Raw genomic sequence first — 26,541 nt, forward strand, 5'->3', positions numbered from 1 at the left:
GTCACCTCAGATCGGCGGGGTCGCGTTGCCCTGCATGGCGTCCCAGACCCGCGAGGGGGTGAGTGGCATGTCGGCGTGCCGGACGCCGTACGGCTGCAGCGCGTCGATGACGGCGTTCACGATGGCCGGCGGCGAGCCGACCGTCGCGGACTCCCCCACGCCCTTGGCCCCGATCGGGTGGTGCGGTGACGGGGTCACCGTGAAGCCGGTCTCCCAGTCCGGCACCTCCAGCGCGGTGGGGATCAGGTAGTCCATCAGCGAGCCGCCCAGGCAGTTGCCGTCCTCGTCGAACGCGATGATCTCCATCAGCGCCATGCCGACGCCGTCGGTGAGGCCGCCGTGCACCTGACCCTCGATGATCATCGGGTTGATCCGGGTGCCGCAGTCGTCCACCGCGATGAACCGGCGCACCTTCACCTGCGCGGTCCCGGGGTCGATGTCGACCACGCAGATGTACGCGCCGTGCGGGTAGGTGAGGTTCTCCGGGTTGTAGCAGATCTGTGCCTCGAGCCCGCCCTCGACGCCGTCCGGCAGGTCGCCGGCGCCGTGCGCCCGCATCGCGATCTCCTGGATGGTCACCGCCTTCGTCGGGTCGCCCTTGACGTGGAAGGAACCCTTGTCCCAGTCCAGGTCTGCGACCGACACCTCGAGCATCCCGGAGGCGATGATCCGTGCCTTGTCCCGGACCTTGCGGGCCACCAGGGCCGCTGCCGCTCCGGAGACCGGCGTCGAGCGGCTGCCATACGTGCCCAGCCCGAAGGGCGTCTGGTCGGTGTCCCCGTGCACGACGTCGATGTCGGCGGGCGGGATGCCGATCTCCTCCGCCACGATCTGGGCGAACGTGGTCTCGTGCCCCTGCCCCTGGGACTGCACGGACAGCCGGACGACGGCCTTGCCCGTCGGGTGCACCCGCAGCTCGCAGCCGTCGGCCATGCCGAGGCCCAGGATGTCCATGTCCTTGCGGGGTCCGGCGCCGACCGCCTCGGTGAAGAACGCGACGCCGATGCCCATCAGCTCACCGCGCTCGCGCTTCTCGGCCTGCTCGCGGCGCAGCTCGTCGTAGCCCGCGATCCGCATCGCCTCGCGCATGGTGGGCTCGTAGTCGCCGGAGTCGTACACCCAGCCGGTCTTCGTCGTGTACGGGAACTGGTCGGGCTGGATGAAGTTCTTGATCCGCAGGGCGACCGGGTCCATGGCGAGCTCCAGCGCCAGGCAGTCCACGATGCGCTCGACCAGGTACACGGCCTCGGTGATCCGGAACGAACAGGCGTAGGCGACGCCACCGGGGGCCTTGTTGGTGTAGACGGCCGTCATGTGGCAGTAGGCGGCCTCGATGTCGTAGCTGCCGGTGAACACGCCGAAGAAGCCGGCCGGGTACTTCACCGGCGCAGCGGTGCCGTTGAACGCTCCGTGGTCGGCGAGCACGTTGGTGCGGATCGCGAGGATCTTGCCGTCGCGGGTCGCCGCGATCTCACCGCGCATCACGTAGTCGCGGGCGAAGCCGGTGCTGACCAGGTTCTCCGACCGGTCCTCCATCCACTTCACCGGCTTGCCGGTGACGATGCTGCCGACGATGGAGCACACGTAGCCCGGGTAGATCGGCACCTTGTTGCCGAACCCGCCGCCGATGTCCGGCGAGATGACCCGGATCTTGTGCTCGGGAAGACCGGCCACGATGGCGTACAGGGTGCGGTGGGCGTGCGGCGCTTGGGACGTCGACCACAGGGTGAGGCGGCCGTCGATCCGGTCGTAGTCGGCGACGGACCCGCAGGTCTCCATGGGCGCCGGGTGCACGCGGGGGTAGACGATGTCCTGGCTCACCACGACGTCGGCGCGGGCGAAGGCGGCCTCGGTGGCCGCCGCATCGCCGGTCTCCCAGTCGAAGCAGTGGTTGTTCGTCTTGCCCTCGAGGTCGTCCCGGATCACCGGCGCGTCGTCCGCGAGCGCCGTCCGGACGTCGATGACGGGCTGGAGCATGTCGTACTCGACGTCGATCAGCTCGAGCGCGTCCCTTGCGGCGTAACGGTCCTCGGCGACGACGAAGGCGACCTCCTGGCCTTGGAAGCGGACCTTGTCGGTGGCCAGCACCGCCTGGACGTCGTTGGACAGCGTCGGCATCCACGCCAGGCCGAGCCCGGCCAGCGTCTCACCGGTGACGACGGCCTTGACCTTCGGGTGCGCCTCGGCCGCGCTGGTGTCGATGCTGACGATCCGCGCGTGGGCGACCGGTGAGCGCAGGATCGCCAGGTGCAGCATCCCGGGCAGCTGGACGTCGTCGAGGTAGTGCCCCTTGCCGCGCAGGAAGCGTGGGTCCTCCTTGCGCAGCATCCGGCCGTGCCCGACGGGGGTCTGGTCGTTGTCGTCGTACGTGCGCGGCGGGCGGTTCTCGACGGTGGTCACGACTCGCTCCCGGCGCCGACGGTCTGCGGGGTCTCGCTGCCACCGGAGGGGTCGGCCTCTTCCAGGACCCGTTCGACGACCTCGTCGCCGGTGAGGGCGCCGGAGGCGGCGGCAGCCGCTGCGGCTCGTTCGTGGTCGGCGGCCCAGTGGATGGAGCGCACGATGGTCGCGTAGCCGGTGCAGCGGCAGATCTGACCGGAGATGGCCTCGCGGATCTCGCCGTCGGTGGGGTCGGGGTTGCGGTCGAGCAGGGCGCGGGCGGTCATCATCATGCCGGGGGTGCAGAAGCCGCACTGCAGTCCGTGGCAGTTCATGAAGCCCTGCTGCACCGGGTCCAGCTCGGTGCCCTTCTCGAGCCCCTCGACGGTGCGGACCTCGTGTCCGCCGGCCATCGCGGCCAGCACGGTGCAGGACTTGACCGGCTCGTCGTCCAGCCAGACGACGCAGGTGCCGCAGTTGCTGGTGTCGCAGCCCCAGTGGGTGCCGGTCAGGCCGAGGTGGTCGCGCAGGTAGTGCACGAGGAGCAGGCGCCCCTCGATCTCGCTGGTGACCTCGTCGCCGTTGACGCTCATCGTGACCTGCATGCTCAGGACTCCTCACCGGTGGCGCGGGCGACGGCGCGGCGCAGGGCCCGTCGGGTCAGCTCGTCGGCGAGATGACGCTTGTACTCGACGCTGCCGCGTCCGTCCGCCGTCGGCCGGCAGCTCTGCGCGGCGATGGCACCGGCGCTGGCGTAGGCCTCCTCGCTGGGGACCTGGCCGCGCAGGGCCTGCGAGACGGCTGCGATGCCGGTGGTGTTGGGCCCGACGGCGGCCAGTCCGACCCGGGCGTCGCTGATCACGCCGCCGTCCAGCCAGACGGCCGCGCCGGCGGAGACCACGGCCCAGTCCCCGGCCCGGCGCTCGACCTTCTCGTAGGCGCTGGAGCCGCCCGGGCGGATCGGTAGCCGGACCTCGACGAGCATCTCGTCGTCCGCCACGGCGGTCTCGTAGGGGCCGCGGTGGAACTCGTCCATCGTGACCACCCGCTCCCCGGAGCTGCTGCGGATCACGCACTCGGCGGCCAGCGTGGTGCAGACCGCCGACAGGTCCTCGGACGGGTCCGCCTGGCACAGCGAGCCACCGAGCGTCCCGCGGTTGCGGACGATCGGGTCGGCGATCACCCGCTCCGCGTCGCGGACGATCGGGAAGTGCGCCGCGAGGTCGTCCGACTCGAGGAGCTCGCGGTGCCGGGCCATCGCACCGATCCTGATCCGGGTCGGCTCGACCGTGATGTAGCCGAGCTCGTCGTGCAGGTCGTTGATGTCGATCAGGTACTCGAGGTTGGCCAGCCGCAGCTTCATCATCGGCAGCAGGCTGTGCCCACCGGCGACGAGCCGGGATCCGCTGCCGAGCCGTTCCAGCAGTCCGATCGCGTGGTCGACGCTGGTGGCGCGCTCGTAGTCGAAGGGGGCGGGAACCTGCATGGCGGTGCTCCTCGCTGCCGGAGGGCGTCATCGACCTCGACGTGGCCGAAGTATGCGCCCCTACCCGACTCCGCTGTCAACGGTCACCTAAGCGATTACTTAGGTGGCCGTTGACAGTCGGTCCTGAGGGGCCGACGCTGCCGGTCCGTACGTGCAGGCGAAGGAGCCGTCGTGGCGGGACCGAGGTGGCTGGATGCGGTGCTCGCTGCCGTGATGGTCTTGTCCGCCCTGGTGCACGGTGGACGGCTGCTGCGCGCGTCCCGCACGCGGGAGACGGCGCCGGCGCGCATGGACGTCGACGTCGCGCACGTGGCGATGAGCACCGCGATGGCGACCATGCTGACGGTCGGGCTGGGCGCCGGCGCGTCGCTCGTGTGCGCTGCCGCCTTCGTCCCGTTGACCTGCTACTTCGTGGCGCGGGCGAGCCAGTCGCTGACCGCGCCACAGGCCGCGGCGCGCTCGCGCCTGGCCGGTGCCGCGGCGCCCGTGCGGCACGCGACCGGCGGGTTCGCGATGGTCTTCATGCTGGTGACGGGCGCCGGCCTGGCGGTCACGGCGGGGTCTGTGCCCTCCGGCCACGTGCACACCGCCCTCGCGGCGTCGACGTCCCTGACGTCCGCCGGTCCGGTTGCGAGCTCGTCGACGCCCGGCCCGGTGAGCGTCGTCCTGGTCGGTCTGCTGCTGGGGACGGCGCTGTGGCAGCTCGCCGGAGCCCGCCGGCCCTCGCTGCGGGAGGGCTGCCAGGTGACGATGGGCCTCACCATGGCCTACATGCTGGTGGTCATGGCCTGACGCTGTGGAGCCACTGGGTAGCGTGGCGGCATGCGCATCGCCATCGCGGGAGCCCACGGTCAGATCGGTCTTCGACTCGGCAGCCTGCTGGCCGGCCGTGGCGACCTGGTGGTCGGGCTGCACCGCAAGCCGGAGCAGGAGCAGGCCCTGCGGGCCGCGGGGGTGAGTCCGTCCCTGCTGGACCTCGAGGCGACGACGGTGGACGAGCTGGGCGATGCGATCGACGGGTGCGACGCCGTGGTCTTCGCCGCCGGCGCCGGGCCGGGCAGCGGTCTGGCGCGCAAGGACACGGTCGACCGGGCGGCGGCGCTGCTGCTGGCGGACGCGGCCGAGCGGGCAGGCGTGCGCCGGTACGTCCTGGTGTCGTCCACGGGGGTTGACCGGGTCCGGGACGGCGCCACGCCCGACGGGATGGACGACGTGTTCGTCGCCTACCTGCGGGCCAAGCTGGCCGCGGAGGACGACGTGCGCGGGCGTGACCTCGACTGGACCGTCCTGCGTCCCGGCCGGCTCACCGACGAGCCAGGGACCGGGTCGGTGACGCTGTCGGACGCGGTGCAGTACGGCGACGTCCCCCGCGACGACGTCGCCGCGGTGGTCGTGGCGCTGCTTGACGAGCCGCGGTCCGCGGGACTGGTGCTTGAGCTGGTCCGCGGTGACGTGCCGATCCGGCAGGCGGTCGCGGACGCCGTCCGCTGACGATCAGGAGGCAGCCGCCTCCGGGACGCCGTGGTCGGCCACCCAGGCCCAGACCAGCAACGCCTCGGCCCTCCTCGAGCGACCCTCGTCGCCCGCGGTGCCACCCCGGCACGCGCAGCGGCCCTCGAGGTGGGCCAGCGACCCGACCTGCTGGCGCAGTGCGCACTCCCGGTGCTCGTAGTGCAGCTCGGCGCCGGAGGCCGTCAGGACCGGGATCGCGGTACCGCTGTCGCCGGCGACGAAGGCCTCGCCGCACCCCAGGCACTCCTGCCCGACGGGGACGTCGATCTGCAGCGCAGTGAGCAGCTGCCCCTCGTCGTCGTAGCAGTCGGCCGACCTCCACGGATCACCGAACCAGCCGTGCAGCTCCTTCCTTATCGCCAGATCGTCACCTGCAGTCTCCATCGCGGTGTCATGGCTCATACCCGTCGATGCTGCCACCGTGCACGACCCCTGACCAGAGGGCAGCACCACGTAACGTGGGAGCCGGGAGGAACTCATGGCCAAGCTCATCTACTCGGCGATCGCCTCGCTGGACGGCTACGTGGCGGATGCCGACGGCGGCTTCGACTGGGCCGCCCCCGACGAGGAGGTGCACCGGTTCGTCAACGACCTCGAGCGGCCGATCGGCACCTACCTGTACGGCCGTCGGATGTACGACGTGATGGCGGTCTGGGACAACGACCCGTTCCTAGCGGGGCAGCCGGAGGTCATCCTCGACTACGCACGGATCTGGCGAGCCGCGGACAAGGTGGTCTTCTCCCGCACCCTCGACGGCGTGACGGGCTCGCGGATCCGGATAGAACGCGACTTCGACCCGGCCGCCGTCCGCCGACTGAAGGAGTCCGCCACGGCCGACCTCAGCATCGGTGGTCCGGAGCTCGCCGGCCAGGCGCTCGGCGCCGGGCTGGTGGACGAGGTGCACCTGATCCTGTGCCCGGTCCTGGTCGGCGGCGGGAACGCCGCTCTGCCGGCTGACGTCCGACTGCCGCTGAGGCTGGTGTCATCCCAGCGGTTCGGCAGCGGCGTCGTCCACCTGCACTACGAGGTCGTGGCCGGTGGAGCCGGTCCGTCCTGAGTCGCACCGTCCTTGCGGCTGAACACGAAGGCGATGAAGGCCAGGGCCGTCGCGGGCAGCAGCAGGATCCCGATCGAGAGCAGGCCGAGCAGCATGCACAGGGTGAACAGGATGGCGGCGACGAGGATCATCCAGCTCCGGCCGGTCATCGCCCCGCCGACGCTGAGCGCGCACGCGATGACCACCGCGGCGGCGTAGCCCCACGCCACGCCGACGTCGTCCTGCTGGGAGAGCACGAGGCCGTAGACCACGAGGAAGAGCACGCCGAACACCGCGGCGACCACGGCCGGCCTCCCGGCGCGGGCGGAGGTCGGGTTCAAGCGCGACGCTCCCCGACGGCCTTCTTGACCAGGAAGAAGGGCAGCACGAACGCGGCGATGGCACCCGCGAGCCAGATGATCAACGCGGCCAGGATCCAGGTCGTGAGGCCGTCGATCGTGATGCCGTCCGAGATCAGCACCGTGACGATCAGCGCGACGAGCGTCGAGACGATGCCGACGCCACCACTGAAGGCAGAAGCGTTCTTCTGCACCATGTTGGTCATCATGGGCGACAGGATCGCCTGGACGAGAGCGAAGATCACGGCCACCAGGATGTAGTCCCGCGCGTCCACGGTCAGGTCGGTCAGCAGCAGGTTGGCCACGATGATGCCGATCAGGGCCGACAGGAAGTACACCAGGATGCGGATCAGGAATCGGATCACACGGGTCACGGTAGTCCCGTTGATCACCGACGTCGATAGCGACAGGCTGGGGCGATGGGCAAACCACCAGAGGACGTCGACGCGTACCTCGAGACGTTCCCCGACGACGTCCGGGATGTCCTCGGGCGGATCCGCCGGACCGCGCACGACGCGGTGCCAGGGGCGACCGAGAAGATCAGCTACGGCATACCGACGCTGGTCCTGGACGGGCGCAGCCTCGTGCACTTCGCCGGCTGGAAGCAGCACGTCAGCCTCTACCCCGCGCCCGACGATCACGCTCTGGCGCAACGGATCGAGCCGTACCACAACGGCAAGGGCACGCTGCGCTTCCCGCTGGACCGACCGGTCCCCTACGACCTCGTGGCGGACGTGGTGCGCGCGCTGGCCGCGTCCCGGGCGGACTAGCTAGCCCTGCGGGCGGCCGGCGATGTTGACCAGCCAGGCGACCCCGAACCGGTCCGTGCACATCCCGAAGCTGTCACCCCACGGCGCCTGCTCGAGCGGGACGGCGACCGTCCCGCCGGCCGAGAGCCCGTCCCAGTAGCGGCGCAGCTCGGCGTCGTCGTCCCCGCTGAGCGACACGGAGATCGCCGTGCCCGGGGTGTACTCCATGTGGTTCGGCGTGTCCGCAGCCATCAGGGTCAGCCCGGCCGGCGTCTCCAGCATCGAGTGCATGACCTTGTCCTGCTCGGCCGGGTCCTCGCTCGCCTGCATCTCGCCGAAGGTGCTCAGCGTGAGCTCGCCGCCGAGCACGGACTGGTAGAACTCCATGGCCTCACGGGCGTTGTCGCGGAATCCGAGGTACGGGTTCAGACGGTGGCTCATGGGCGGTCTCCTCCGGTCGACGTCGTCTCGCTACCTCACATCCTGCCCATCCTGGCTGCCCAGCAGAAGGGCCACGTGGTCCGGCACGTAGCGCAGCTGGTCGCGGGGCGGACGCTGGTAGCCCTCCGGCTCAGGACGCTCGGGCAGGTCGATCGGCGCCCCCTGCACGGGCCGGTACGGAATCGTCGAGAGCAGGTGGGCGATCATGTTCAACCGTGCACTGCGCTTGTCGTCGCTCTCGACCACGAACCACGGGCTGCGCTCGGTGTCGGTGTGCTCGAACATCTCGTCCTTGGCCCGCGAGTAGTCCTCCCACCGGGTGATCGACTCGAGGTCCATCGGGGACAGCTTCCACTGCCGCAAGGGGTCCCGCAGCCGGGACTCGAACCGGCGCTGCTGCTCGGTGTCGCTCACCGAGAACCAGTACTTGCGCACCAGGATGCCGTCCTCGATCAGCATGTCCTCGAAGGCGGGGCACTGGCGTAGGAACAGGTGGTGCTGGGCAGGCGTGCAGAACCCCATGACCCGCTCGACCCCGGCCCGGTTGTACCAGGAGCGGTCGAACAGGACGATCTCGCCCGCGGCCGGCAGGTGCTCGACGTACCGCTGGAAGTACCACTGCGACTTCTCGCGCTCCGTCGGCGCGGGCAGCGCGGCGATGCGCACGACGCGGGGGCTCAGGTACTGCGTGATGCGGGTGATCACGCCACCCTTCCCCGCTGCGTCGCGACCCTCGAAGACGACCACGACCCGGCTTCCGGTGTCCTTCGCCCACAGCTGCAGCGTGACGAGCTCGGCCTGCAGCCGGGACAGCTCGGCCTCGTAGACCTTCTTGGTCAGCTTCGTCATCGGGCCTCCCACCCGTGGGCGTTCACGCTCGGCGCTTGGCGTTGGTGCTGGCGTCGGGGACGAGCTCCACGTGCGGGCGCGACTGCCAGAGCGCCCACTCGGCGCTGACCTCCCCGGCGGTACGGATCAGCCGGGGCAGGTGCTCGTCGAGCAGCCGCTCGGTGGACGTCTCGGCCGCGTGCACGGTCACGTTCATCGCGGCCCGGACGGCGCCCGCGCCGTCGCGCACCGGCACGGCGATCGAGCGCACCCCCGGCGCGAGCTCCTCGTCGGCCAGCGCCCAGCCCCTGGCCCGCACCTGGACGAGGTCGTCGGCGAGCTGCTGCGGGGAGCGCCCGATCGACGGCGGCAGGCCCGAGCGGCTCGGCTCGACCAGCGCGGCGTCCAGCTCGGCGGGCGTCAGCGCCGCCAGCAGCACCTTGCCCTGGGACGTCGACACGGCCGGGAAGCGGGTGCCGATCTCGACCCGCAGCGCGATCAGCTTGGGCACCGACACGCGGGCGACGTAGACGATGTCGGACCCGTCGAGCTGCGCCATGGACGACGACTCCCCGGTCCGGGCGACCAGGTCCTGCAGGTGCGGACGGGCGATGTCCCACATCCCCTGCGAGGCGATGTAGGCCATACCGAGCGCGAGCACCCGCGGGGTCGGCTCGAACACGCCGTCCACCGAGCGGACGAAACCCAGCTCCTCCAACGTCTTCAGCAGCCGCCGCGCCGTCGGACGGGCCAGTCCGGCGGCCGCCGCGACCTCGCTCAGCGACAGCCGTCGGTGATCCACGTCGAAGCAGGTCAGGATGTCCAGCCCGCGGGCCAGCGCCTCGACGAAGTCCGGACCCGTCCCCCGCCCTGCCATCTGCTCGCTCAGCTCCCGTCGTCCGCAGTCAGCCCGAAGACGCTGCCACGGGCCTGGTGCGTGGAGTCCGACTTGTAGGCCGTGTACTGGTACGGGTTGTCCAGCACCTCGTCGCGCGGCCGGTCCGGGTTCATGCCACCGGTCCAGTCGTCCTCGCCGAGCGTCGAGCGCAGGTACTCCACGGTCTGCTCCACCTCGCTGCGCACGGCGGCGAGGTCGGCGCCGACCAGGCGGTGCTGGTACTTGACCACGCGACCGTCGACCAGGACGGTGTGCACGTCGCCGCGCTGGGCCTGGAACGCCACGTGGCCGTAGGGGTTCAGCAGCGGGAACGACACCGGCGAGCCGTCGTTCTTGATCAGCACGACGTCGGCCTTCTTGCCCGGCTCGAGGCTGCCCAGGTCGTCGCGGCCGAGGGCCTGCGCCCCGCCGCGGGTCGCCCACTGCACGACGTGCTCGGCCCGCAGGTGCACGTTGGTCACCGTGTCGCCCTTGATGTGGGCCTCGAGGTGCTCGCGGGAACGGTCCGCGCCGAGCGTGGTCCGCATGGCGGAGAACAGGTCCCCGCTCCACCAGACGCTCGTGTCCATCGACAGGGACACCGGGATGTCGTGCCGGCGGACCTGCCAGGTGGGCGGGTAGCCCTGGCCGGCGCTCTGCTCGGACTCCGTGGACACCGAGATGCTGCCACCGGTCGCCGCGATGCGGTGGTACGAGTCCGGCTCCAGGGTCGCGGCGTGCACGTAGACGCTCTCAGGGGTCATGAAGCCGTTCTCGTGCATCAGCTTGATGCCCGCGTCGTTCGTCGCACCCCACACGCCGGCGTGCGTCGTGACCGGCAGACCCAGCTCCCGGGCCACCTCGAAGGCGGCGCGCTCGGGGAACTCCGGGTCACCGGTCACGTCGAAGGCGAGCTGGAAGCCCAGCATGTCGCCGGCTCCCGTCCGCCGACGTTCCAGGAAGGCCCGCACCGCAGGGTCGGCGGTCCACTCCCACGGCGCGGCCTGGATGTTGCCGTAGGCCAGCACGAACCGGCCGGGCACCGCCTGCAGCGCGTCCACCGCGGCCTCGGCGTGGTCCACGCTCTGCAGCCCGTGCGACCAGTCCACGGTCGTGGTGACCCCGGCCTCCAGCGCGTCCCAGGCCGAGACCAGGTTGCCGGCATGCACGTCCTGCGGGCGGAACGACTTCCCGTGCTCCAGGTAGTACCAGACGAAGTACTGGGTCAGCGTCCAGTCCGCGCCGTAGCCGCGCATCGCGGTCTGCCACATGTGCCGGTGGGTGTCGATCATCCCGGGCATCACGATCCCGCCGGACGCGTCGATCTCGAAGGTGCCCTCCGGGACGTCGAGCGCCGCACCGACCGCGGCCACCCGGTCGTCCACCACCAGTACGTCGGCGTTCTCCAGCACGGTGCCCGCGTCGTCCATGGTCAGCACGGTCCCGCCGCGCAGCACGACCGGCCGGCCAGGCTCGGGCGACGACACCTCGGTGTGCACGTTCGACACGACTTCCTCCGTGGGCAGCTCGGCAACGGACGAGTGTCCGCTCAGCGGTCGAACTCACGATGATCCCGCCTCCGCGCCCTGTCAACCCCCTCCCCGACGTGATGAGTTGCCGAGCCTTGACAGCCGCGTGAGGGGCCGCGCAGACTCGCCACGTACGCGGACGTATGTCCGCATCGCGGCTGAGGAGGTCTGCGCCGGATGACGCGGGCAACGACAGGTGACGACGGGCCGGCCCCCACGGGCCCACTGGCCGGGCTGCTCGTCGCCGACTTCTCCCGGATCCTGGCCGGCCCCTACGCGACCATGCTGCTCGCCGACCTCGGCGCGGACGTCGTCAAGGTGGAGGGTCCGCGCGGTGACGACACCCGCGGCTGGGTTCCTCCGGTGCACGACGGGGTCTCGACGTACTTCCTCGGCGTCAACCGCGGCAAGCGCTCGATCGCCCTGGACCTGCGGGACGAGACGGACGCCGGGCTGGCCCGCGAGCTGGCCCGCCGGGCCGACGTGGTGATCGAGAACTTCAAGCCGGGTGGCCTGACCAAGTACGGGCTGGACTACGACACCGTGTCCGCCGCGAACCCGGCGGTGATCTACAGCTCGATCAGCGGCTTCGGCTCCGGCGCCGGTCGCGAGGTCCCGGGCTACGACCTCATGGTGCAGGCGATGAGCGGCCTGATGAGCCTCACCGGTGACCCCGCCGGACCGCCGTTCCGGGCCGGCATCTCGGTGTTCGACGTGATGGCCGGCAACCACGCGACCATCGGCATCCTCGCCGCTCTGCACCACCGGGACGCGACCGGCGAGGGCCAGCACGTCGAGGTGAACCTGCTCTCGTCGGCGCTCACCGGCCTGGTGAACCACAGCTCGGCGTACGTGGCCGGTGGGACGGTGCCGTTCCGGATGGGCAACGCGCACCCCAGCGTCTTCCCGTACGAACCCCTTCCCACCGCGGACGACGACCTGATCGTGGCCGCTGCCAACGACGGCCAGTTCCGCAAGCTGTGCCAGGTGCTGGACATCCCCGAGGTCGCGGACGACCCGCGCTTCGCAGGCAACAGCGACCGGACCGCGAACCGCGAGGTGCTGCGGCCGATCCTGGAGGCGCAGCTGCGCCGCCGCGGCGCCGTCGAGTGGTTCGACCTGCTGGTGAGGGCCGGCGTGCCGAGCGGCCCGATCCAGACGATCGACGGCGGTTTCGCGATGGCGGAACGGTTCGAGCTCGACCCGGTCGTGTCCGCGGGCGAGGGCGAGCGGGCGGTCCCGACCACGCGGCACCCCGTCCGGTTCTCCCGCACGCCGGCGAGCTACCGGCTGCCCCCACCGGAGCTGGACGAGCACGGCGACGAGCTGCGCGGGTGGCTGACCGAACCACCAGCGGAGGACGGACGTGACTGACCAGGAGCAGCCGGGCCACCCCACGACGCCCAGCTATCCCACGGCCTTGGGCGCCTCGACCCGCGACACGATCACGCTGCTCGGCCAGGACCTCGCCGCCGACGTGATGGGTTCTGTGGGGTTCGGGGAGCTGTCCTTCTGGCTGGCAACCCAGCGCCGTCCCAGCCCCGGCGAGGTCCGCGTCTTCGAGGCGGTGCTGGCCGCGCTGGCCGACCACGGGTTCACCCCGACGGCCATCGTGACCCGGCTGACCTACCTGTCCGCACCCGACTCGGTCCAGGGGGCGCTCGCGGCGGGACTGCTGGGCGGCGGCTCCCGGTTCCTCGGCGTCACGGAGGACACCGGACGATTCCTGCACGACGTGCTGGACTCGGTGGACGGCGACCTGCCGGCCGACGAGGCGGCGTGGGACGCGCTGGCCGTCACCACCGTTGCCGCCCAACGGGCCGAGGGGCGCTTCGTCCCGGGCCTGGGTCACCACGTGCACAAGGACGGCGACCCCCGCACGCCCCGGTTGATGCAGATCGCCCGCGAGGAGGGGCTGTTCGGTCCGCACCTCGCGCTGTTCGACGCGATCGGCCGCGTGCACGCCCAGGTCCTCGGGAAGACGTTGCCGCTCAACGGTGCCGGTGTCTGCGGGGCCGCGCTGGCCGATCTCGGTCTGCCGCTGGAGCTGCTCCGCGGGTTCGCCCTCCTCGCGCGCACCGCCGGCCTCATCGGGCAGCTGGCCGAGGAGCTGCGCCGGCCGGTCGCCAACGAGGTGTTCCTGGCCGTCGACCTCAACAACCGCAGCGTCCCGCCGGAGCCCTACGTCCCCGACGTCCCCTCAGCAGGAGGTCCCTGATGGCCGAGCTCGTCGCCGTCATCGCGTCCACCCACCACCCGTTCTACCTGCGGGCCAGCACCGCAACCGGCGAGGAGCGGCCGCCGTTCGCGGACGAGTGGGTGCGCAAGGTCGAAGGCTTCCGCGAGACGCTGACGAAGGCCAACCCGGACGTGCTGCTGATGGTGGGCTCGGACCACTTCCACCAGCTGTGGCTGGACAACATGCCGCAGTTCCTCGTCGGTCACGCCGAGCAGTACGACGCCAACTGGTACAACGAGGAGCGCGAGTTCGGGCTGCCGCGGATGCACATGCGGGGCGACCGTGAGCTCTCCGGGTACCTGCTCCGCGAGGGTCTGGACGCCGGCTTCGACCTGGCGTTCAGCAACGAGCTGCGGATCGACCACAGCGTGACCTGCCCGATCATCACGCTGCGCCCGCAGAACGACCTGCCGATCGTCCCGGTGTACACGAACATCTTCGCCCCGCCGCTTCCCCAGCCGAAGCGCTTCGTGCAGCTGGGGCAGGCGATCCGGCAGATGGTCGAGGCCTGGCCCAGTGACAAGCGGGTGGCCGTCATCGGCACCGGCCACCTCTCGCTCGAGCTCGGTGGCCCGCGCCAGTTCGGTCCGCACGGCCCCGACCCCGAGTTCGACGCCCGGGCCGTCGAGTGGATCGCCTCGGGCGACCTGGAGGGCTGCCTGTCCGAGGTGACCCTGGACAGCCTGCACGCCCCGGGCAACGCCACCCACGGCTTCATGGACTTCATGCTGATGATGGGTGTCGCCGGTGAGGGCCGCAAGGCCGACTACGTCGACACGCTCGACCTGTTCCACACCATGGAGGCGTACTTCACCTGGTACCCGAACGGAGCGCCGGCATGAGCAAGTACCTGGTCAACAAGTTCCTCTTCACCGTCGACCGGGACCCCGAGCTGGTCGAGCAGTACCGCGAGGACCCGCGGGGCACGGTCGCCTGGTGGGAGCAGGAACGGGCGAACCACCTGCTGAGCTGCACCACTCCCGAGGCCTCCACCTGGCTGGCGTTCGAGGACCACGAGCGCGAGGCGCTGGCGACCCACGACCACGTCGCGCTGTTCGAGCTCGGCGCCCACCCGTTCCTGACCCTCACCCTGTTCATCGCGATGTTCGAGCGTGACTACGACGAGCCCCTGGGGTACCAGCTGCGCTACGGCGAGGCGCTGAAGCACCTCAGCCTCCCGTACGCCGACATCGCCACCTGAACCCGTGCGCGCCGTCCAGCTGCACGAGGCCGGCCACCCGCCGGTGGTCGGCCACTGGGACCCGCCGCAGCCCGGCCAGGGCGAGGTGCTGGTCGACGTCCTGGCCGCGCCGATCACTCCGCTGGACCTGTTGTGCGCCAGCGGTTCCTCGTACTTCGGCGTCCCCCGCACGCCCTACGTGCCCGGCGTCCAGGGCGTCGGGACGGTGGACGGCGAGCTGGTGTGGTTCGCCACCAGCGCCGGTATGGCGCCGGGCGACGGCAGCATGGCCGAACAGACCGCCGTCCCGCGGACCGCCACCGTCCGGCTCCCCGACGGTGCCAGCCCGACGGTGGTGGCAGCCCTGGGGCTGTCCGCGGTCGCCGCCTGGATGGCGTTGCGGTGGCGCGGCGAGCTGGTGGCCGGCGAGCAGGTCGTGGTGCTCGGCGCCGGTGGGGTCGTCGGACAGGCAGCGGTGCAGATCGCCCATCACAGCGGCGCCCGGCGGGTGGTGGCCGTCGCGCGGTCGCTGCAGGCGCAGTCCCGGGCCGCCCAGGCCGGAGCCGATGCGGTGGTCGCCCTGGACACCGAGGACGTCGCAACCCTGGCCGCCCGCATCGCCGACGCCTGCGACGGCCCGGCGGACCTGGTGCTCGACCCGCTGTTCGGGGCGCCGGCCGCCGCCGCGGCCCGCACCCTGGGGTCCGGTGGACGGCTGGTGAACCTGGGCTCCTCCGCCGGCGAGACCTGCCCCCTGGAGTCGGCCACCCTGCGCAGCAAGTCGTTGCGGGTGCTCGGCTACACCAACAACGCGCTCACCCACGAGCAGCGGCGCGAGGCCCTGACCGCGGTCGTCGACCTCGCCCTGGGCGGCCACCTCGCGGTCGACCACGACGTGGTGCCCCTCCACGAGGCCACGGGCGCCTGGCAGCGGCAGTCCGAGGGCACCCGGCACGCCCGCGCCGTCCTGGTGACCGACCGCTGAGACAGGTCGCCGGGTGGGCTACGTGGCTGGGTGGCGCAGGTCGTGCAGGGCGCGCAGGTCACTGGCCAGCCCGGCGGGCGCGCGGGCCTGCAGTCGGGCACTGGTGCGGACCGGATTGATGGACGTCGTCGTCACGCGCGCGAAGGCGGCGCCGAGAATCGCTCGGGTCAGGTGCAGGTCCTCGTGCGCCCGCAGGTCGGGCCAACCGCCCGCCTGGTGGTAGGCCGAGGCCCGGACCCCGAGGTTGGCGCCGTGCACGTGCGAGTGCGAGCCGTCGGCACCGATCTTCTCGCCGTAGCGGGCCTGCCAACCCACGTGCGCGACGTCCAGCTCGACGGTCCCCAGCACGAGGTCGGCCCCGGCGTCCGCGAGTGCCACCTGGTGGTTGATCCAGTTCGGTGGCACCTGCGAGTCCGCGTCCGTGCTGCACACCCAGACGCACTCCGGTTCGAGGTGCGGCACCAGGGAGAGCCCCACCCGCACGCCGAGCTGACGGGCCCGGCCGACTCCCCCGCCGCCCGGCGCGTCGACGTCGATCACGGCGGCGACCACCTGGGGGAAGGCGGTGAGCACCACCTCCGTCCCGTCCGTGCAACGGTCGAGGACGACCACCACGTGCACGGGCAGGGCACTGGCCCCCGCGGCCACGGCCAGGGTGGCCAGGCAGTCCGTCAACCGCTCGCGCTCGTTGCGGGCCGGCACCACGACGACGACCGCGGCCACGTCCGGCACCGGAACGCCCAGGCCGCTCACGGTCGGGCGGGAAGGGTGAACTCGGGGAACCGGTCCCAGGCCCGGTGCAGCCCGAGCGCAGCGACCAGGTCCTTGCGATGGGCTGCGGTGGCGACGTCGGCGACGAGGACGCCGGCCCGGTCGAGCTCGATGCCGGCGGCGGTGAGCGCCTCGACCCCGTCGCCCCACGCCCCGAGGGCCTTGCAGTGCCGGTACATCTCGTGCAGCAGGACCCGCACCTTGATGTCGTCGGCGCCGCTCGTGCCCGTGGCGACGACGACGGCGTCCAGCTCGATCGAGCGCACCGTCAGGAACGTCCGGTCGACGGGCAGCCGGGTCTTGCCCTTGCTGACGAAGCCGCCGTGCGGGGCGATGACGAGCAACGTCGCCCCGACCTTCTCGACCGCGGCCTGCAGCTTCGCCACGCCGGCCAGGTCCGCGCCGTCGGAGACGATCACGCCGACCTGGCGTCCGTCGACCGGGCCCGGCACGGTGACCAGCTGGGACAGCGCCGGGGACGGGTTGACCGTCGCCGGCTCGCGAGCGGCCGTCGGGACCGGCAGACCCAGTCCCTCGGCGACGGCCGCGCAGAGCTGGGCGTCGACGCAGGCCAGGACGGCCAGCTCGCGTTCCTTGACCGACTGCTCGTAGACCTTGCCGAGCTCGAAGGTGAACGCCTCCACGATGTGCGTCTTCTCGACGTCCGTCATGCTGGCCCAGAACAGGGTGGCCTGGGTGAAGTGGTCGTCGAACGAGACGGGAGCCACGTCGGACACCCCGGTCTGCCGCACGACCTCACCGACCACCGGCCGCTGCAGCTGGACGTAGCCGCCGCGGTTCTTGGCAGCGACCTTGGGCTCGCCGCCCTGCAGCGAGTTGGGCAGGTACGCCGCGACGCCTTCGTGCACGGCCGTCTGGTGCATGCCGTCGCGCAGGTTGTCGTTGACCGCGGCATGCGGGCGGTTGATCGGCAGCTGGCCGAAGTTGGGGCCGCCCAGCCGGGTGAGCTGGGTGTCCAGGTAGGAGAACATCCGCCCCTGCATCAGCGGGTCGTTCGTGACCTCGATGCCCGGCACGAGGTGGCCGGTGTGGAACGCCACCTGCTCGGTCTCCGCGAAGTAGTTGGTGGGGTTGGCGTTCAGCGTCAGCCGCCCGAGGGGCTGCACCGGCGCGAGCTCCTCCGGCACGATCTTCGTCGGGTCGAGCAGGTCGATGCCCTCGAACGTCTCGTCCTCGGTGTCGGGGAACACCTGCACGCCCAGCTCCCACTCGGGGAACGCGCCGGCCTCGATGGCGTCGGCGAGGTCGCGGCGGTGGAAGTCGGGGTCGGCACCGGCAGCGATCTGCGCCTCCTCCCAGACCAGCGAGTGGATGCCGAGCACAGGCTTCCAGTGGAACTTCACCAGGCTCGAGGTGTCGTCGGCCGCGACGAGCCGGAACGTGTGGACGCCGAAGCCCTCCATCGTCCGGTACGAGCGCGGGATGGCCCGGTCGGACATGGCCCAGAGCGTCATGTGGGTGGCCTCGGTGTGCAGCGACACGAAGTCCCAGAAGGTGTCGTGCGCGGACTGCGCCTGCGGGATCTCACGGTCCGGGTGCGGCTTGCCCGCGTGGATCAGGTCCGGGAACTTGATCGCGTCCTGGATGAAGAAGACCGGCATGTTGTTGCCGACCAGGTCGAACGTCCCCTCGGGCGTGTAGAACTTCGTCGCGAACCCGCGGACGTCGCGGGCGGTGTCCGCCGAGCCTCGCGAGCCCAGCACCGTGGAGAACCGGACGAAGACCGGCGTCCGCACCCCTTCGGCGAGGAAGGCGGCCTTCGTGACGTCGCCCGCCGTGCCGTAGGCCTCGAACACGCCGTGCGCGGCGGCACCGCGGGCGTGCACGACGCGCTCCGGGATGCGCTCGTGGTCGAAGTGGGTCATCTTCTCGCGGAAGTGGAAGTCCTCGACCAGCAGCGGCCCCCGCGCGCCGGCGGTCAGCGAGTGCTCGGTATCGGGCAACCGGGTGCCCTGGGCCGACGTCAGGAACGTGCCGGACTGGCCGCGGTAGTTGCTGCGCGGGTCGGCGGGCCGGCCAGCAGGGCCGACGGACGACGGTGCCTGCTGGTCGGGCTGGCGACGGTCGGCTTCGGGCATCGGTGACTCCTCGATCGGTACGGATCGGGCGCCACCTTCTGGACACCGGCTGTGGTCGTGCTCCTCGACCCTACGGTCGATCGCCCGTCGCCGCCCGCCAGGCCGCACAGCACCGCTCCGACTGGCGGCTTCGTGGTTCGCGGCTGAGCATGACCGAGGAAGATGCGGTGAACCGAACTCGGCAGAAGGGCAGGCGCATGCGTGCTGACGGCTTGCGAGAACCCTTGCGACAGCGATTGTCCGAGGTCGCTGGGCCGGACGTGGACGCGGCACTCGCCCTCGCTGCGGACCTCACCGAGCTCGTCCCCAACCCCGCCGGCGGCGACACCGCGCAGCGCTGGGCGCTGCTGAGCGCCCTGGCCACGCGAGACCTGACGACGGCGCGGGTCGCGGAGGCCCACCTGGACGCCGTCGCCATCCTGCAGGAGGCCGGCGCGGCAGAGGACCTCATCGGGACCACGTGGGGGGTGTTCGCGGCAGAGGGCCCAGGCGTCGCGCTCACAGCCACCGCGACGTCGCCGGACGTCTGGCGACTGGACGGCGTGAAGCCCTGGTGCTCCCTGGCCGGACGCTTGTCGCACGCGTTGGTGACCGCGAGGGTCGGCGACCAGCGTCGGTTGTTCGCGGTGGCCCTGCAGCAGCCCGGCGTCGTCGTCCAACCGGGTGCCTGGCACTCCCGGGGGCTGACCGACGTCCCCTCCGGCCCGGTGGCCTTCGACGACGTCCCGGCCCGGCCGGTCGGCGAGGCCGGCTGGTACCTGACCCGCCCGGGTTTCGCGCACGGCGGCATCGGGGTGGCGGCGTGCTGGTACGGCGGAGCGGTCGGCGTCGCGCTGGCGCTGTACCGGGCCGCCTCGGCCCGCGAGCCCGACCAGATCGCCCGCTGGCACCTGGGTGCCGTCGACCTCGACCTGCACACGGCCGAGCTCGCGCTGGATGCCGCCGCGGTGCAGGTCGACGCCGGGCTCGCGGACGGCACCGCCGGGCAGCTGCTGGCGGTGCGCACGCGCTCGACCGTCGCCGCGGCTGCCGAACGGGTGCTGGGACGCGTCGGGCACGCCCTGGGGCCGGCGCCACTGGCGCTGGACGCCGACCATGCGCGACGGGTCGCCGACCTGACCGTCTACCTGCGACAGCACCACGCGGAGCGGGACGTCGCGGCGCTGGGCGAGCAGCTGCTCAGCGCCGGCCGCGCACCGTGGTGACCTTCCAGCACACGGACGCCGGGACGCCGGAGGCGCACTGGCGTGACTGGCTGCGCACCCGTTCGCTGCCTGGCCTGGACCCGGACCGGCTGCTGGCACCGGGCGGGAGGCTGCTCGTCCTGGCTGCGCACCCGGACGACGAGACGTTGGGCGCCGGCGGTTTGATCGCGATCGCCGCGGAGCGTGGTCTCGACGTCGACGTGGTCATCGCGACCGCGGGCGAGGGCTCGCACCCGCAGTCCAGCACGCTGCGCGGCGACCTGGCCCGGCTGCGGTCGCGCGAGGTCGTCCGGGCGGTGACACAGCTCGCGCCCACCGCCTCGGTCCACCTGCTGGACCTCCCCGACGGCGGCCTCACCGAGTGCGCGGTTGCCCTCGCCGACCAGCTGTCCCGACTGGCTCGACCCGCGGCCTCGCCGAGCGGACGGGCGGTGACGGTGCTGGCGGCGCCGTGGCGCCGCGACGCGCACCCGGACCACGAGGCCGCTGGGGCGGTCGCCGCCGAGCTGGCCGGCGCGCTCGAGGTGCCGCTCCTGGAGTACCCGATCTGGGCATGGCACTGGGCCGAGGTGGGCGACGTCCGGGTGCCCTGGGGCACTGCCATGACCCTGGGACTGTCGCCGAAGACGTTGCAGCACAAGCGTTCGGCGATGGCCTGCCACGAGAGCCAGACGGAGCCGCTGTCCGCCGAGCCGGGCGACGAGGCCCTGCTCAGTGCGGCGGTGCTCGCGCACTTCGAGCGCGAGGTCGAGGTGTTCTTCGCCAGCGACCCGTCGGCGAGCCTGCCGGCCGGGTACTTCGAGGACTTCTACGCCGGCGCCGGCCCGGACCCCTGGGGGTTCGAGACCCGCTGGTACGAGCAGCGCAAGCGGGCCCTGACCCTCGCGAGCCTTCCGCGGCAACGGTTCCGGCGCGCCTTCGAACCCGGCTGCTCGACCGGCCTGCTGACCGCGGAGCTCGCGACTCGCTGCGACGAGGTGATCGCGCTGGACGTGGCCGCGACCGCGGTCGAGCAGGCGCGCACCCGGACCCGGGACCTCGCCGGGGTGCAGGTCGCCCGCGGCGCGATTCCCGACGACTGGCCGGCTGGGACGTTCGACCTGATCCTGCTCAGTGAGGTCGCCTACTACTGCGCGGGCGCCGACCTCGACGACCTGGTCCGGCGGGCGGGCGACTGCCTGGCGGACGACGGGGTGCTGGTTGCCTGCCACTGGCGGCACCCGGTCGACGACTACCCGGTCGGCGGCGATCTCGTGCACGCGCGCCTGCGCCAGCACCCGAGGCTGCGCCTGCTCGCCGCGCACGAGGAGGAGGACTTCCTGCTTGACGTCCTCGTCCCGGTCCAGACCTTGAGCGTGGCTCGTCAGGCCGGCCTCACGGACTGAGCAGCGTCCGCGGGCAGACCCTCGTCTCCCCCTAGGTCCCCTCGACCGCGGCCAGGATGAGCTCGACGGTCTCGTCGACGTGACTGATGAAGGCGACGTGCGAGCTGCTGATCTCGACCGTGTGCGCGCCCGCCCGGGCCGCCATCGCTCGTTCGGCGACGGGCGGGATGGCGTTGTCGTTGCTGGCAACCAGGTACCAGCTCGGGATCGTCTTCCAACCCGCCGGACCGGACGGCGTCCCCAGGCAGGACAGCGCCACGGGCCGCTGGCTGACGGCCATCACGGCGGCCTGCTCGGCCGGCAGGTCGGCGCAGAAGAGCTCGTGGAAGTACTCCGGGTCGATGTAGCCGTCGCCGTCGCCCTCGGGCGCCCCAGGGTAGGGACGCACGAGGAGGTGCTCGGGGAGACTGTTCGACGCGCCGTCGAGCGCACCTGCCGCGCCCAACGTCTCGCCCTCGTCGGGGACGTAGGCAGCGATGTAGACCAGCGCCCGAACGTTCGGCGCACCGGCGCTGGCATTGGTGATCACCGAGCCGCCGTAGGAGTGCCCGACCAGGACGACGGGGCCTTCGATCGTCGCCACGAAGCTCCGTACGGAGTCGCCGTCGCTGATCACCCCGCGCAGCGGGTTCGCCGGCGCGTAGGCGGTGTAGCCGAGCGCCGACAGGCGTTGGATCACCGATGACCAGCCGGACGCATCGGCGAACGCGCCGTGGACCAGGACGATGGTCGGCTTGGAGTCTGGCTCTGCCATGGTGGCCTCACGTCTGTGGGTCGGGCGACTGCGGAGGTGGACCTTCAGCATCGGCCGCACGCGCAGGTCTGTCTACGCCCGCCCACCTCGTGGACACGGCGCGTGCACTACTCCTTCGGCCAGCTGCTGACACCCGAGGACCTGCAGGCCGAGCAGGACTACCACCGGGAGATGCGCTACCGGCACAACCGGCTGCTCGGGCACGGCGTGGTGCAGGGACTGGGCGTCACCATCGGCGACGGCGCAACGGTCGTCGTGGGAGCCGGATCGGCGATCGACTCGTGCGGCCGCGAGCTCGTCCTCACCGGCGACGCCGTCGTCGACGTCACGGGTACGTCGCAGCCCGAGGGGCCGCTGGACCTCACGGCAACCTGGGCTCAGGAGTCCCGTCCGGTGAGGCGCCGGCCGAGTCCGTGGTCCTGGCGCGGTTGACGGTGTCCGGCGGTGAGGGCGCAGGCGCAAGGCTTCCGTAAGAACGTGAACGCGTCCGGACGACCTCGCGCGACCTACGGTGGCGGGATGCGCATCGTGGTGACCGGTGGCCAGGGGTTCATCGGACGGCAGGTCGTACCGGCGGCCACCGAGCAGGGTGACGACGTGCACGTCCTGGACCTGGCCGACGGCTGCGACGTCCGCGACGCCGACTCGACACGAGCGGCGCTCGCGGGCGCCGACGTGGTCGTCCACCTCGCTGCCAAGGTCGGCGTGGAGCAAGGCCTGGACGACGTCGCCGACTACGTCTCGCACAATGCCGTCGGGACCTCGGTCGTCCTCGCTGCGGCAGCCGCGTGCGGCGTCCCGCGCGTGGTCCTGGCCAGCTCGATGGTCGTGTACGGCGACGGGATCGCGCGGTGTGCCGAGCACGGCGAGGTGCGCCCGGCCCCACGCCGGGCCGTCGACCTGCGCGAAGGCAGGTTCGAGCCGCCCTGCCCCACCTGCGGGGCCGCACTGTCCCCGATGCTGGTCGGCGAGGACGTGCCCGCGGACCCACGCAGCGGCTACGCCTTGACGAAGGCCTGCCAGGAGCAGCTGGCCGAGCTCTGGGCCCGTCAGAGCGACGGATCCGTTGTGGCACTGCGGTTCCACAATGTCTACGGCCCGGGCCTGCCGCGCGATACCCCGTACGCCGGCGTCGCGGCGATCTTCCGGTCCGCCGTGCTGTCGGGCCAGGCACCGGTGGTCACGGAGGACGGCGCGCAGCGCCGGGACCTGGTCCACGTCCGGGACGTTGCGCGGGCCTGCGTGGTGGCGGCGCACACGGACGTCGTCGCGCCCGGCACGCTGCGGGCCTACAACGTCGGGAGCGGCACCGTCCGCACGGTGCTCGACCTCGCGACGGTCATGAGCGACGCCGCAGGCGGCCCGCCGCCGGTGGTCAGCGGACAGGGGCGGCTGACCGACGTCCGGCACATCACGGCCTCCAGCGAGCGGGCAGCACGCGAGCTCGGCTGGCGGGCGACGGAGGACTTCGCCGCGGGCGTCCGCGAGCTGCTCAGCGAACCGGGCTGACATCCGGCCCACCGGGCAGCGTGATGTCGAACCGGCAGCCCGGTGGCACGTTGCTGACGCTGACCTGACCGTCGTGGGCGGCCACGATGCCTTGGGTCACGGCCAGGCCGAGCCCCCCGCCGCCGTCCGGGCCGCTGAACCGGGCGGACCGGCCACGCCAGGCCAGGTCGAAGACCCGGGACAGGTCCTCCGCTGGTATGCCACCACAGGCGTCCTGGACGCTGATCCGGATGCCGTCGGCGACCTGCTCGGCGTGCACCGACACCTCGCCCTGGGCTGGTGTGTGGTGGACGCCGTTGATCAGCAGGTTCGTCAACGCTCGGGAGATCTGGCTCGGGTCGACGGAGGCGACCAGGCCGGGATCGACGTCCCCGCTCACGACCACCTTGCGGATCTCGGCGACGGGCGCCACGGAAGCCACCGCGTCCGACACGAGGTCGCGCAGGTTCATCCGCTCCGGGTGCGGCGGCAGCGCGCCGGCATGCAGGCGCGAGAGCAGGAACAGCGTGTCCACCATCTCGGACAACCGGTCGGACTCGATCCGCAGCCGTTTGTGGTACTCGCTGGGATCGTCCAGCACACCGTCCTCGAGCGCCTCGGCCATCGCCCGGATCCCGGCCAACGGCGTGCGCAGGTCGTGCGAGACCCAGGCCACCAGCTCGCGACGCGACGTCTCGGCAGCCCGCTCACCGTCGCGGGCCGCACGCAGCGCGGAGTCCGCGGCGAGCAGCCGGTCCTGCACGCAGGCCAGCTCACTGGACACCATCCGGGCGCCCCGCGGCGGTTCGCTGCCACCGACCTGGCTGGCCGTGAGGGCCAACGAGTCGGCCGCCTGGGACACCGCGCGCGCCAGCCAGAAGGCCAGGCCGCACGCCAGCGGGAGGGCGGCGGCCAGGGTGAGCGCGACCACGATCCCGTCGTGCGTCGACAGGAACATCACGTGCGAGTCGACCGCGACGGCCGCTCCGACCGCAGCGAGGACGACGACCGAGATCGCCACCAGCAGCGTGGCCAGCCCTCGGCCGTGCAACCGCCGGATCGTCAGCTGGCCGGCGAAGCCCACGACGAGCACGCACGCCGCGGCGATGGCGACGACCGTGACCTCGTCGGTGCTCACGCGGCCTCGTCCCACCGGTAGCCGGCTCCCCACACGGTGACCAGCCGGGTCGGGGCCGACGGGTCGTCCTCGACCTTCTCCCTCAGCCGACGCACGTGCACGGTCACGGTCGAGTCGTCGCCGAACGACCACCCCCACACCCGGTGCATGAGGACCTCCCGGGAGAAGACCTGCCCGGGGTGCTCCACCAGGAAGGCCAGCAGGTCCAGCTCGCGGGTGGTGAGCTGCAACCGCTGGCCGGCGCGGGTGACGACCCGCGCCGCCGTGTCCACCACCAGGTCGCCCGAGGCCAGCGTGGTGCCGACGACCCCGGCGTCAGGGGCGCTGCGCCGCAGCAGTGCCTGGACGCGCAGCAACAGCTCGCGCGGGCTGAACGGCTTCGTGACGTAGTCGTCGGCGCCGGTCTCGAAGCCGGCGATGCGGTCGATCTCGTCCCCGAGCGCGGTCAGCAGGATGATCGGCAGCAGGCTCGTGAGCGGGTCGGCACGCAGACGTCGACAGACCTCGAGCCCGTCCGGCGGCCCCATCATCACGTCCAGCACGGCGACGTCGACCTGCTCGCGCCGCACGATGGCGAGCGCTGCCGCACCGTCGACGGCGGGCACGGGGGTGATGCCGGCCCGGCGAAGGTAGTCGCACACCACCTGGGAGACCGTCGGGTCGTCGTCCGCCACCAGCACCGTCGGCATGCTCGCCACTGTAGGTGCGCCCGACGCCCGCCACCACGGTTCTCGCCGCCAGTGCCCGTGCCGCAAGGATTCCGTAAGGCGATGGACGCGGCCGTCCGCCCGGACCGGCCCCTAGCGTCGAGGCATGCAGGTGGATGTGGTGCTGCCGTGCCTCGACGAGGCGCCGGCCCTGGCGAAGGTGCTCGGTGCGGTGCCGGCGGGGCTTCGTCCGATCGTCGTGGACAACGGATCGACGGACGGTTCGCCCGAGCTCGCCCGCGCGCTGGGGGCGCGGGTGGTGCTCGAGCCGCGACGGGGCTACGGCGCGGCCTGTCATCGCGGACTGCTGGCGGCGACGTCGGACGTCGTCGCGTTCTGCGACGCGGATGCCTCGGTGGACCTGCACGACGTCCTCGCCCTCGCGCAGTGGCTGTCGGACGGCCGCGCCGACCTGCTGGTCGGACGGCGGGTCGCGGCGCCCGGGGCCTGGCCGGCACACGCTCGGCTGGCCAACGCCGCGCTGAGCCTGCCGATGAGCCTGGCCGCCCGCCACCGGCTGCACGACCTCGGACCGGTGCGGGTGGCCCGGCGCGAGGACCTCCTGGCGCTCGGTGTGCGTGACCGGAGATCCGGCTACCCGCTCGAGACCGTGCTGCGCGCGGCCCGGGCCGGGTGGCGGGTCCGTGAGGCACCGATCGCCTACTCCCCCAGGCTGGGTCGCTCGAAGGTGACCGGGACGGCCCGGGGCACGCTGCGTGCGGTCGCCGACATGTCCGCGGTCCTGGCCTACCAGGGCTGGGTGCGATGAGCCGGCTGACCCTGCTGGTGCTGGCCAAGGCGCCGGTACCGGGACGCGTCAAGACCCGGCTGACCCCCGCGGTCAGCGCCGTCGAAGCGGCGGAGCTGGCCGCTGCCGCGCTGGCCGACACGCTCGCGGTGGTCGCCTCCAGCGCCGCCCGGCGACGAGTGCTCGTGCTCGACGGTGAACCGGGAGCCTGGGTTCCCGAGGGCTTCCAGGTCGTGCCACAGGTCAGCGGAGGCCTCGACCGCCGGCTGGCCGGCGCCTTCGCAGGGGTGGACGGGCCCGCGTTCCTGATCGGCATGGACACCCCGCAGGTCACCGCGGAGCTGCTGGACGTCGACCTGTCCGCCGCAGGGGCCGCCATCGGCCAGTGCGAGGACGGGGGCTTCTGGGGCATCGGGCTGGGACGGCCCCGGCCGTCGGTGTTCCTCGGGGTGCCGATGAGCACCAACCAGACCGGACGACGGCAGCGGGCTCGGCTGGTCGAGGCGGGACTGTCCGTGCAGGACCTGCCGGTCCTGCGGGACGTGGACACCATGGCGGACGCCCGGCACGTCGCCGCCCTGGCGCCGGGATCACGATTCGCGGCCGCGCTGGGCCGGGTGGCGGGGCCACGCGGCAGTGACTTCCC

Annotated in this window: 29 protein-coding genes and 1 pseudogene; 15 read left to right on the forward strand and 15 right to left on the reverse strand. The window is 72.1% G+C overall.

Annotated features, from left to right (window positions below; translation table 11 throughout):
- Nucleotides 1-6 precede the first annotated feature (6 nt).
- The 3 genes from ABEB17_RS12960 to ABEB17_RS12970 form a co-directional block, all read right to left on the reverse strand.
- Complete coding sequence (locus tag ABEB17_RS12960) at nt 7-2,328, reverse strand: aerobic carbon-monoxide dehydrogenase large subunit (protein WP_345717352.1); 2,322 nt, start codon at nt 2,326-2,328, stop codon at nt 7-9.
- A 68-nt stretch (nt 2,329-2,396) separates the two neighbouring features.
- Entirely contained in the window at nt 2,397-2,984 is a 588-nt protein-coding gene (locus ABEB17_RS12965; protein WP_345717106.1) for a (2Fe-2S)-binding protein, read from the reverse strand.
- Nucleotides 2,985-2,986: 2 nt separating this feature from the next.
- A complete protein-coding gene (locus ABEB17_RS12970; RefSeq protein ID WP_345717107.1) occupies nt 2,987-3,865 on the reverse strand; it encodes an FAD binding domain-containing protein in 879 nt (292 codons plus the stop codon).
- Between the two features lie 171 nt (nt 3,866-4,036).
- Here ABEB17_RS12970 and ABEB17_RS12975 point away from each other — a divergent pair, with 171 nt between their 5' ends.
- Together ABEB17_RS12975 and ABEB17_RS12980 are read left to right on the forward strand one after the other, a co-directional pair.
- Nucleotides 4,037-4,657, forward strand: a complete 621-nt coding sequence (locus ABEB17_RS12975) for a DUF5134 domain-containing protein (protein ID WP_345717108.1) — start codon at nt 4,037-4,039, stop codon at nt 4,655-4,657.
- Nucleotides 4,658-4,687: 30 nt separating this feature from the next.
- Nucleotides 4,688-5,356 (forward strand): SDR family oxidoreductase, encoded by a 669-nt coding sequence (locus ABEB17_RS12980; RefSeq protein WP_345717109.1) that lies wholly within the window; start codon nt 4,688-4,690, stop codon nt 5,354-5,356.
- Nucleotides 5,357-5,359: 3 nt separating this feature from the next.
- On the opposite strand, the gene ABEB17_RS12985 is transcribed toward ABEB17_RS12980, so the two are convergent.
- Nucleotides 5,360-5,779 carry a hypothetical protein gene (locus tag ABEB17_RS12985; protein ID WP_345717110.1) on the reverse strand — a complete coding sequence of 140 codons (420 nt, stop codon included), beginning with the start codon at nt 5,777-5,779 and terminating at the stop codon, nt 5,360-5,362.
- Nucleotides 5,780-5,855: 76 nt separating this feature from the next.
- On the opposite strand from ABEB17_RS12985, the gene ABEB17_RS12990 reads away from it, so the two are divergent.
- The gene (locus ABEB17_RS12990) at nt 5,856-6,434 is read left to right on the forward strand and encodes a dihydrofolate reductase family protein (RefSeq protein ID WP_345717111.1); all 579 of its coding nucleotides are present in this window, start codon (nt 5,856-5,858) and stop codon (nt 6,432-6,434) included.
- Here the strand turns inward: ABEB17_RS12990 and ABEB17_RS12995 are convergent.
- Nucleotides 6,398-6,754 carry a hypothetical protein gene (locus ABEB17_RS12995; protein ID WP_345717112.1) on the reverse strand — a complete coding sequence of 119 codons (357 nt, stop codon included), beginning with the start codon at nt 6,752-6,754 and terminating at the stop codon, nt 6,398-6,400. The genes ABEB17_RS12990 and ABEB17_RS12995 overlap by 37 nt on opposite strands.
- Nucleotides 6,751-7,137 (reverse strand): hypothetical protein, encoded by a 387-nt coding sequence (locus ABEB17_RS13000; RefSeq protein WP_345717113.1) that lies wholly within the window; start codon nt 7,135-7,137, stop codon nt 6,751-6,753. Before ABEB17_RS13000 ends, ABEB17_RS12995 begins: the two co-directional genes overlap by 4 nt.
- Nucleotides 7,138-7,191: 54 nt before the next feature.
- Between ABEB17_RS13000 and ABEB17_RS13005 the strand changes: the two genes are divergently transcribed.
- Nucleotides 7,192-7,542: an iron chaperone gene (locus ABEB17_RS13005; protein ID WP_345717114.1), complete on the forward strand. Its 351-nt coding sequence runs from the start codon at nt 7,192-7,194 to the stop codon at nt 7,540-7,542.
- Here ABEB17_RS13005 and ABEB17_RS13010 read toward each other — a convergent pair whose 3' ends face one another.
- The 4 genes from ABEB17_RS13010 to ABEB17_RS13025 are packed head-to-tail and all read right to left on the reverse strand — an operon-like array spanning nt 7,543 to nt 11,097.
- A complete protein-coding gene (locus tag ABEB17_RS13010) occupies nt 7,543-7,962 on the reverse strand; it encodes a VOC family protein (RefSeq protein WP_345717115.1) in 420 nt (139 codons plus the stop codon).
- Between the two features lie 30 nt (nt 7,963-7,992).
- A complete protein-coding gene (ppk2, locus tag ABEB17_RS13015; protein WP_345717116.1) occupies nt 7,993-8,811 on the reverse strand; it encodes a polyphosphate kinase 2 in 819 nt (272 codons plus the stop codon).
- A 22-nt stretch (nt 8,812-8,833) separates the two neighbouring features.
- Entirely contained in the window at nt 8,834-9,667 is an 834-nt protein-coding gene (locus ABEB17_RS13020) for an IclR family transcriptional regulator domain-containing protein (RefSeq protein ID WP_345717117.1), read from the reverse strand.
- Between the two features lie 8 nt (nt 9,668-9,675).
- Nucleotides 9,676-11,097, reverse strand: coding sequence for an amidohydrolase family protein (locus ABEB17_RS13025; RefSeq protein WP_345717353.1), 1,422 nt, complete (start codon nt 11,095-11,097; stop codon nt 9,676-9,678).
- Nucleotides 11,098-11,373: 276 nt separating this feature from the next.
- Between ABEB17_RS13025 and ABEB17_RS13030 the strand changes: the two genes are divergently transcribed.
- Genes ABEB17_RS13030 through ABEB17_RS13050 form a run of 5 tightly spaced genes read left to right on the forward strand, consistent with a single transcriptional unit; the run spans nt 11,374 to nt 15,600 of the window.
- Nucleotides 11,374-12,570, forward strand: a complete 1,197-nt coding sequence (locus tag ABEB17_RS13030) for a CaiB/BaiF CoA transferase family protein (RefSeq protein ID WP_345717118.1) — start codon at nt 11,374-11,376, stop codon at nt 12,568-12,570.
- Nucleotides 12,563-13,414, forward strand: a complete 852-nt coding sequence (locus ABEB17_RS13035; protein ID WP_345717119.1) for a citryl-CoA lyase — start codon at nt 12,563-12,565, stop codon at nt 13,412-13,414. Before ABEB17_RS13030 ends, ABEB17_RS13035 begins: the two co-directional genes overlap by 8 nt.
- Nucleotides 13,414-14,277: a DODA-type extradiol aromatic ring-opening family dioxygenase gene (locus tag ABEB17_RS13040; RefSeq protein WP_345717120.1), complete on the forward strand. Its 864-nt coding sequence runs from the start codon at nt 13,414-13,416 to the stop codon at nt 14,275-14,277. Before ABEB17_RS13035 ends, ABEB17_RS13040 begins: the two co-directional genes overlap by 1 nt.
- On the forward strand, nt 14,274-14,636 hold the full coding sequence (locus tag ABEB17_RS13045; RefSeq protein ID WP_345717121.1) for a hypothetical protein: 363 nt from the start codon (nt 14,274-14,276) through the stop codon (nt 14,634-14,636). Before ABEB17_RS13040 ends, ABEB17_RS13045 begins: the two co-directional genes overlap by 4 nt.
- 4 nt (nt 14,637-14,640) lie before the next feature.
- The gene (locus ABEB17_RS13050; protein WP_345717122.1) at nt 14,641-15,600 is read left to right on the forward strand and encodes a quinone oxidoreductase family protein; all 960 of its coding nucleotides are present in this window, start codon (nt 14,641-14,643) and stop codon (nt 15,598-15,600) included.
- A gap of 18 nt (nt 15,601-15,618) precedes the next feature.
- Here ABEB17_RS13050 and ABEB17_RS13055 read toward each other — a convergent pair whose 3' ends face one another.
- Together ABEB17_RS13055 and ABEB17_RS13060 are read right to left on the reverse strand one after the other, a co-directional pair.
- Nucleotides 15,619-16,353 (reverse strand): glycosyltransferase family 2 protein, encoded by a 735-nt coding sequence (locus ABEB17_RS13055; RefSeq protein WP_345717123.1) that lies wholly within the window; start codon nt 16,351-16,353, stop codon nt 15,619-15,621.
- Nucleotides 16,350-18,470, reverse strand: coding sequence for a catalase (locus tag ABEB17_RS13060; RefSeq protein WP_345717124.1), 2,121 nt, complete (start codon nt 18,468-18,470; stop codon nt 16,350-16,352). The genes ABEB17_RS13055 and ABEB17_RS13060 overlap by 4 nt, the downstream gene beginning before the upstream one ends.
- A gap of 260 nt (nt 18,471-18,730) precedes the next feature.
- Here ABEB17_RS13060 and ABEB17_RS13065 point away from each other — a divergent pair, with 260 nt between their 5' ends.
- Together ABEB17_RS13065 and ABEB17_RS13070 are read left to right on the forward strand one after the other, a co-directional pair.
- Nucleotides 18,731-19,675 (forward strand): acyl-CoA dehydrogenase family protein, encoded by a 945-nt coding sequence (locus ABEB17_RS13065; protein ID WP_345717125.1) that lies wholly within the window; start codon nt 18,731-18,733, stop codon nt 19,673-19,675.
- Nucleotides 19,672-21,060 (forward strand): PIG-L family deacetylase, encoded by a 1,389-nt coding sequence (locus ABEB17_RS13070; protein WP_345717126.1) that lies wholly within the window; start codon nt 19,672-19,674, stop codon nt 21,058-21,060. The genes ABEB17_RS13065 and ABEB17_RS13070 overlap by 4 nt, the downstream gene beginning before the upstream one ends.
- A 31-nt stretch (nt 21,061-21,091) precedes the next feature.
- Here the strand turns inward: ABEB17_RS13070 and ABEB17_RS13075 are convergent, their stop codons facing one another.
- Nucleotides 21,092-21,814 (reverse strand): alpha/beta hydrolase, encoded by a 723-nt coding sequence (locus ABEB17_RS13075; protein ID WP_345717127.1) that lies wholly within the window; start codon nt 21,812-21,814, stop codon nt 21,092-21,094.
- A gap of 102 nt (nt 21,815-21,916) precedes the next feature.
- Here ABEB17_RS13075 and ABEB17_RS13080 point away from each other — a divergent pair, with 102 nt between their 5' ends.
- Together ABEB17_RS13080 and ABEB17_RS13085 are read left to right on the forward strand one after the other, a co-directional pair.
- Nucleotides 21,917-22,246, forward strand: coding sequence for a hypothetical protein (locus ABEB17_RS13080; RefSeq protein WP_345717128.1), 330 nt, complete (start codon nt 21,917-21,919; stop codon nt 22,244-22,246).
- Nucleotides 22,247-22,333: 87 nt separating this feature from the next.
- Entirely contained in the window at nt 22,334-23,323 is a 990-nt protein-coding gene (locus ABEB17_RS13085) for an NAD-dependent epimerase/dehydratase family protein (RefSeq protein WP_345717129.1), read from the forward strand.
- Here the strand turns inward: ABEB17_RS13085 and ABEB17_RS13090 are convergent.
- Both ABEB17_RS13090 and ABEB17_RS13095 read right to left on the reverse strand, forming a co-directional pair.
- Nucleotides 23,307-24,440, reverse strand: a complete 1,134-nt coding sequence (locus ABEB17_RS13090) for a sensor histidine kinase (RefSeq protein WP_345717130.1) — start codon at nt 24,438-24,440, stop codon at nt 23,307-23,309. The two genes, ABEB17_RS13085 and ABEB17_RS13090, sit on opposite strands and share 17 nt — an antisense overlap.
- Nucleotides 24,437-25,129 carry a response regulator transcription factor gene (locus ABEB17_RS13095; RefSeq protein WP_345717131.1) on the reverse strand — a complete coding sequence of 231 codons (693 nt, stop codon included), beginning with the start codon at nt 25,127-25,129 and terminating at the stop codon, nt 24,437-24,439. The genes ABEB17_RS13090 and ABEB17_RS13095 overlap by 4 nt, the downstream gene beginning before the upstream one ends.
- A 130-nt stretch (nt 25,130-25,259) precedes the next feature.
- Here ABEB17_RS13095 and ABEB17_RS13100 point away from each other — a divergent pair, with 130 nt between their 5' ends.
- Together ABEB17_RS13100 and ABEB17_RS13105 are read left to right on the forward strand one after the other, a co-directional pair.
- Nucleotides 25,260-25,916, forward strand: coding sequence for a glycosyltransferase family 2 protein (locus ABEB17_RS13100; protein WP_345717354.1), 657 nt, complete (start codon nt 25,260-25,262; stop codon nt 25,914-25,916).
- Nucleotides 25,913-26,521: pseudogene (locus ABEB17_RS13105) on the forward strand (TIGR04282 family arsenosugar biosynthesis glycosyltransferase); the annotation flags it as partial. The gene ABEB17_RS13100 and the pseudogene ABEB17_RS13105, both read left to right, overlap by 4 nt.
- Nucleotides 26,522-26,541 lie beyond the last annotated feature (20 nt).

The organism is Angustibacter luteus (genome assembly GCF_039541115.1).
GTDB lineage: Bacteria > Actinomycetota > Actinomycetes > Actinomycetales > Angustibacteraceae > Angustibacter > Angustibacter luteus.

Bases quoted from the DNA above. Each gene is read 5' to 3' on its own strand.
- ABEB17_RS12960 (WP_345717352.1), bottom strand. From the start codon at position 2,328: ATGCTGCGCAAGGAGGACCCACGCTTCCTGCGCGGCAAGGGGCACTAC.
- ABEB17_RS12965 (WP_345717106.1), bottom strand. From the start codon at position 2,984: ATGCAGGTCACGATGAGCGTCAACGGCGACGAGGTCACCAGCGAGATC.
- ABEB17_RS12970 (WP_345717107.1), bottom strand. From the start codon at position 3,865: ATGCAGGTTCCCGCCCCCTTCGACTACGAGCGCGCCACCAGCGTCGAC.
- ABEB17_RS12980 (WP_345717109.1), top strand. From the start codon at position 4,688: ATGCGCATCGCCATCGCGGGAGCCCACGGTCAGATCGGTCTTCGACTC.
- ABEB17_RS12985 (WP_345717110.1), bottom strand. From the start codon at position 5,779: ATGAGCCATGACACCGCGATGGAGACTGCAGGTGACGATCTGGCGATA.
- ABEB17_RS12990 (WP_345717111.1), top strand. From the start codon at position 5,856: ATGGCCAAGCTCATCTACTCGGCGATCGCCTCGCTGGACGGCTACGTG.
- ABEB17_RS13005 (WP_345717114.1), top strand. From the start codon at position 7,192: ATGGGCAAACCACCAGAGGACGTCGACGCGTACCTCGAGACGTTCCCC.
- ABEB17_RS13010 (WP_345717115.1), bottom strand. From the start codon at position 7,962: ATGAGCCACCGTCTGAACCCGTACCTCGGATTCCGCGACAACGCCCGT.
- ppk2 (WP_345717116.1), bottom strand. From the start codon at position 8,811: ATGACGAAGCTGACCAAGAAGGTCTACGAGGCCGAGCTGTCCCGGCTG.
- ABEB17_RS13020 (WP_345717117.1), bottom strand. From the start codon at position 9,667: ATGGCAGGGCGGGGGACGGGTCCGGACTTCGTCGAGGCGCTGGCCCGC.
- ABEB17_RS13025 (WP_345717353.1), bottom strand. From the start codon at position 11,097: ATGGACGACGCGGGCACCGTGCTGGAGAACGCCGACGTACTGGTGGTG.
- ABEB17_RS13030 (WP_345717118.1), top strand. From the start codon at position 11,374: ATGACGCGGGCAACGACAGGTGACGACGGGCCGGCCCCCACGGGCCCA.
- ABEB17_RS13040 (WP_345717120.1), top strand. From the start codon at position 13,414: ATGGCCGAGCTCGTCGCCGTCATCGCGTCCACCCACCACCCGTTCTAC.
- ABEB17_RS13045 (WP_345717121.1), top strand. From the start codon at position 14,274: ATGAGCAAGTACCTGGTCAACAAGTTCCTCTTCACCGTCGACCGGGAC.
- ABEB17_RS13060 (WP_345717124.1), bottom strand. From the start codon at position 18,470: ATGCCCGAAGCCGACCGTCGCCAGCCCGACCAGCAGGCACCGTCGTCC.
- ABEB17_RS13075 (WP_345717127.1), bottom strand. From the start codon at position 21,814: ATGGCAGAGCCAGACTCCAAGCCGACCATCGTCCTGGTCCACGGCGCG.
- ABEB17_RS13085 (WP_345717129.1), top strand. From the start codon at position 22,334: ATGCGCATCGTGGTGACCGGTGGCCAGGGGTTCATCGGACGGCAGGTC.
- ABEB17_RS13095 (WP_345717131.1), bottom strand. From the start codon at position 25,129: ATGCCGACGGTGCTGGTGGCGGACGACGACCCGACGGTCTCCCAGGTG.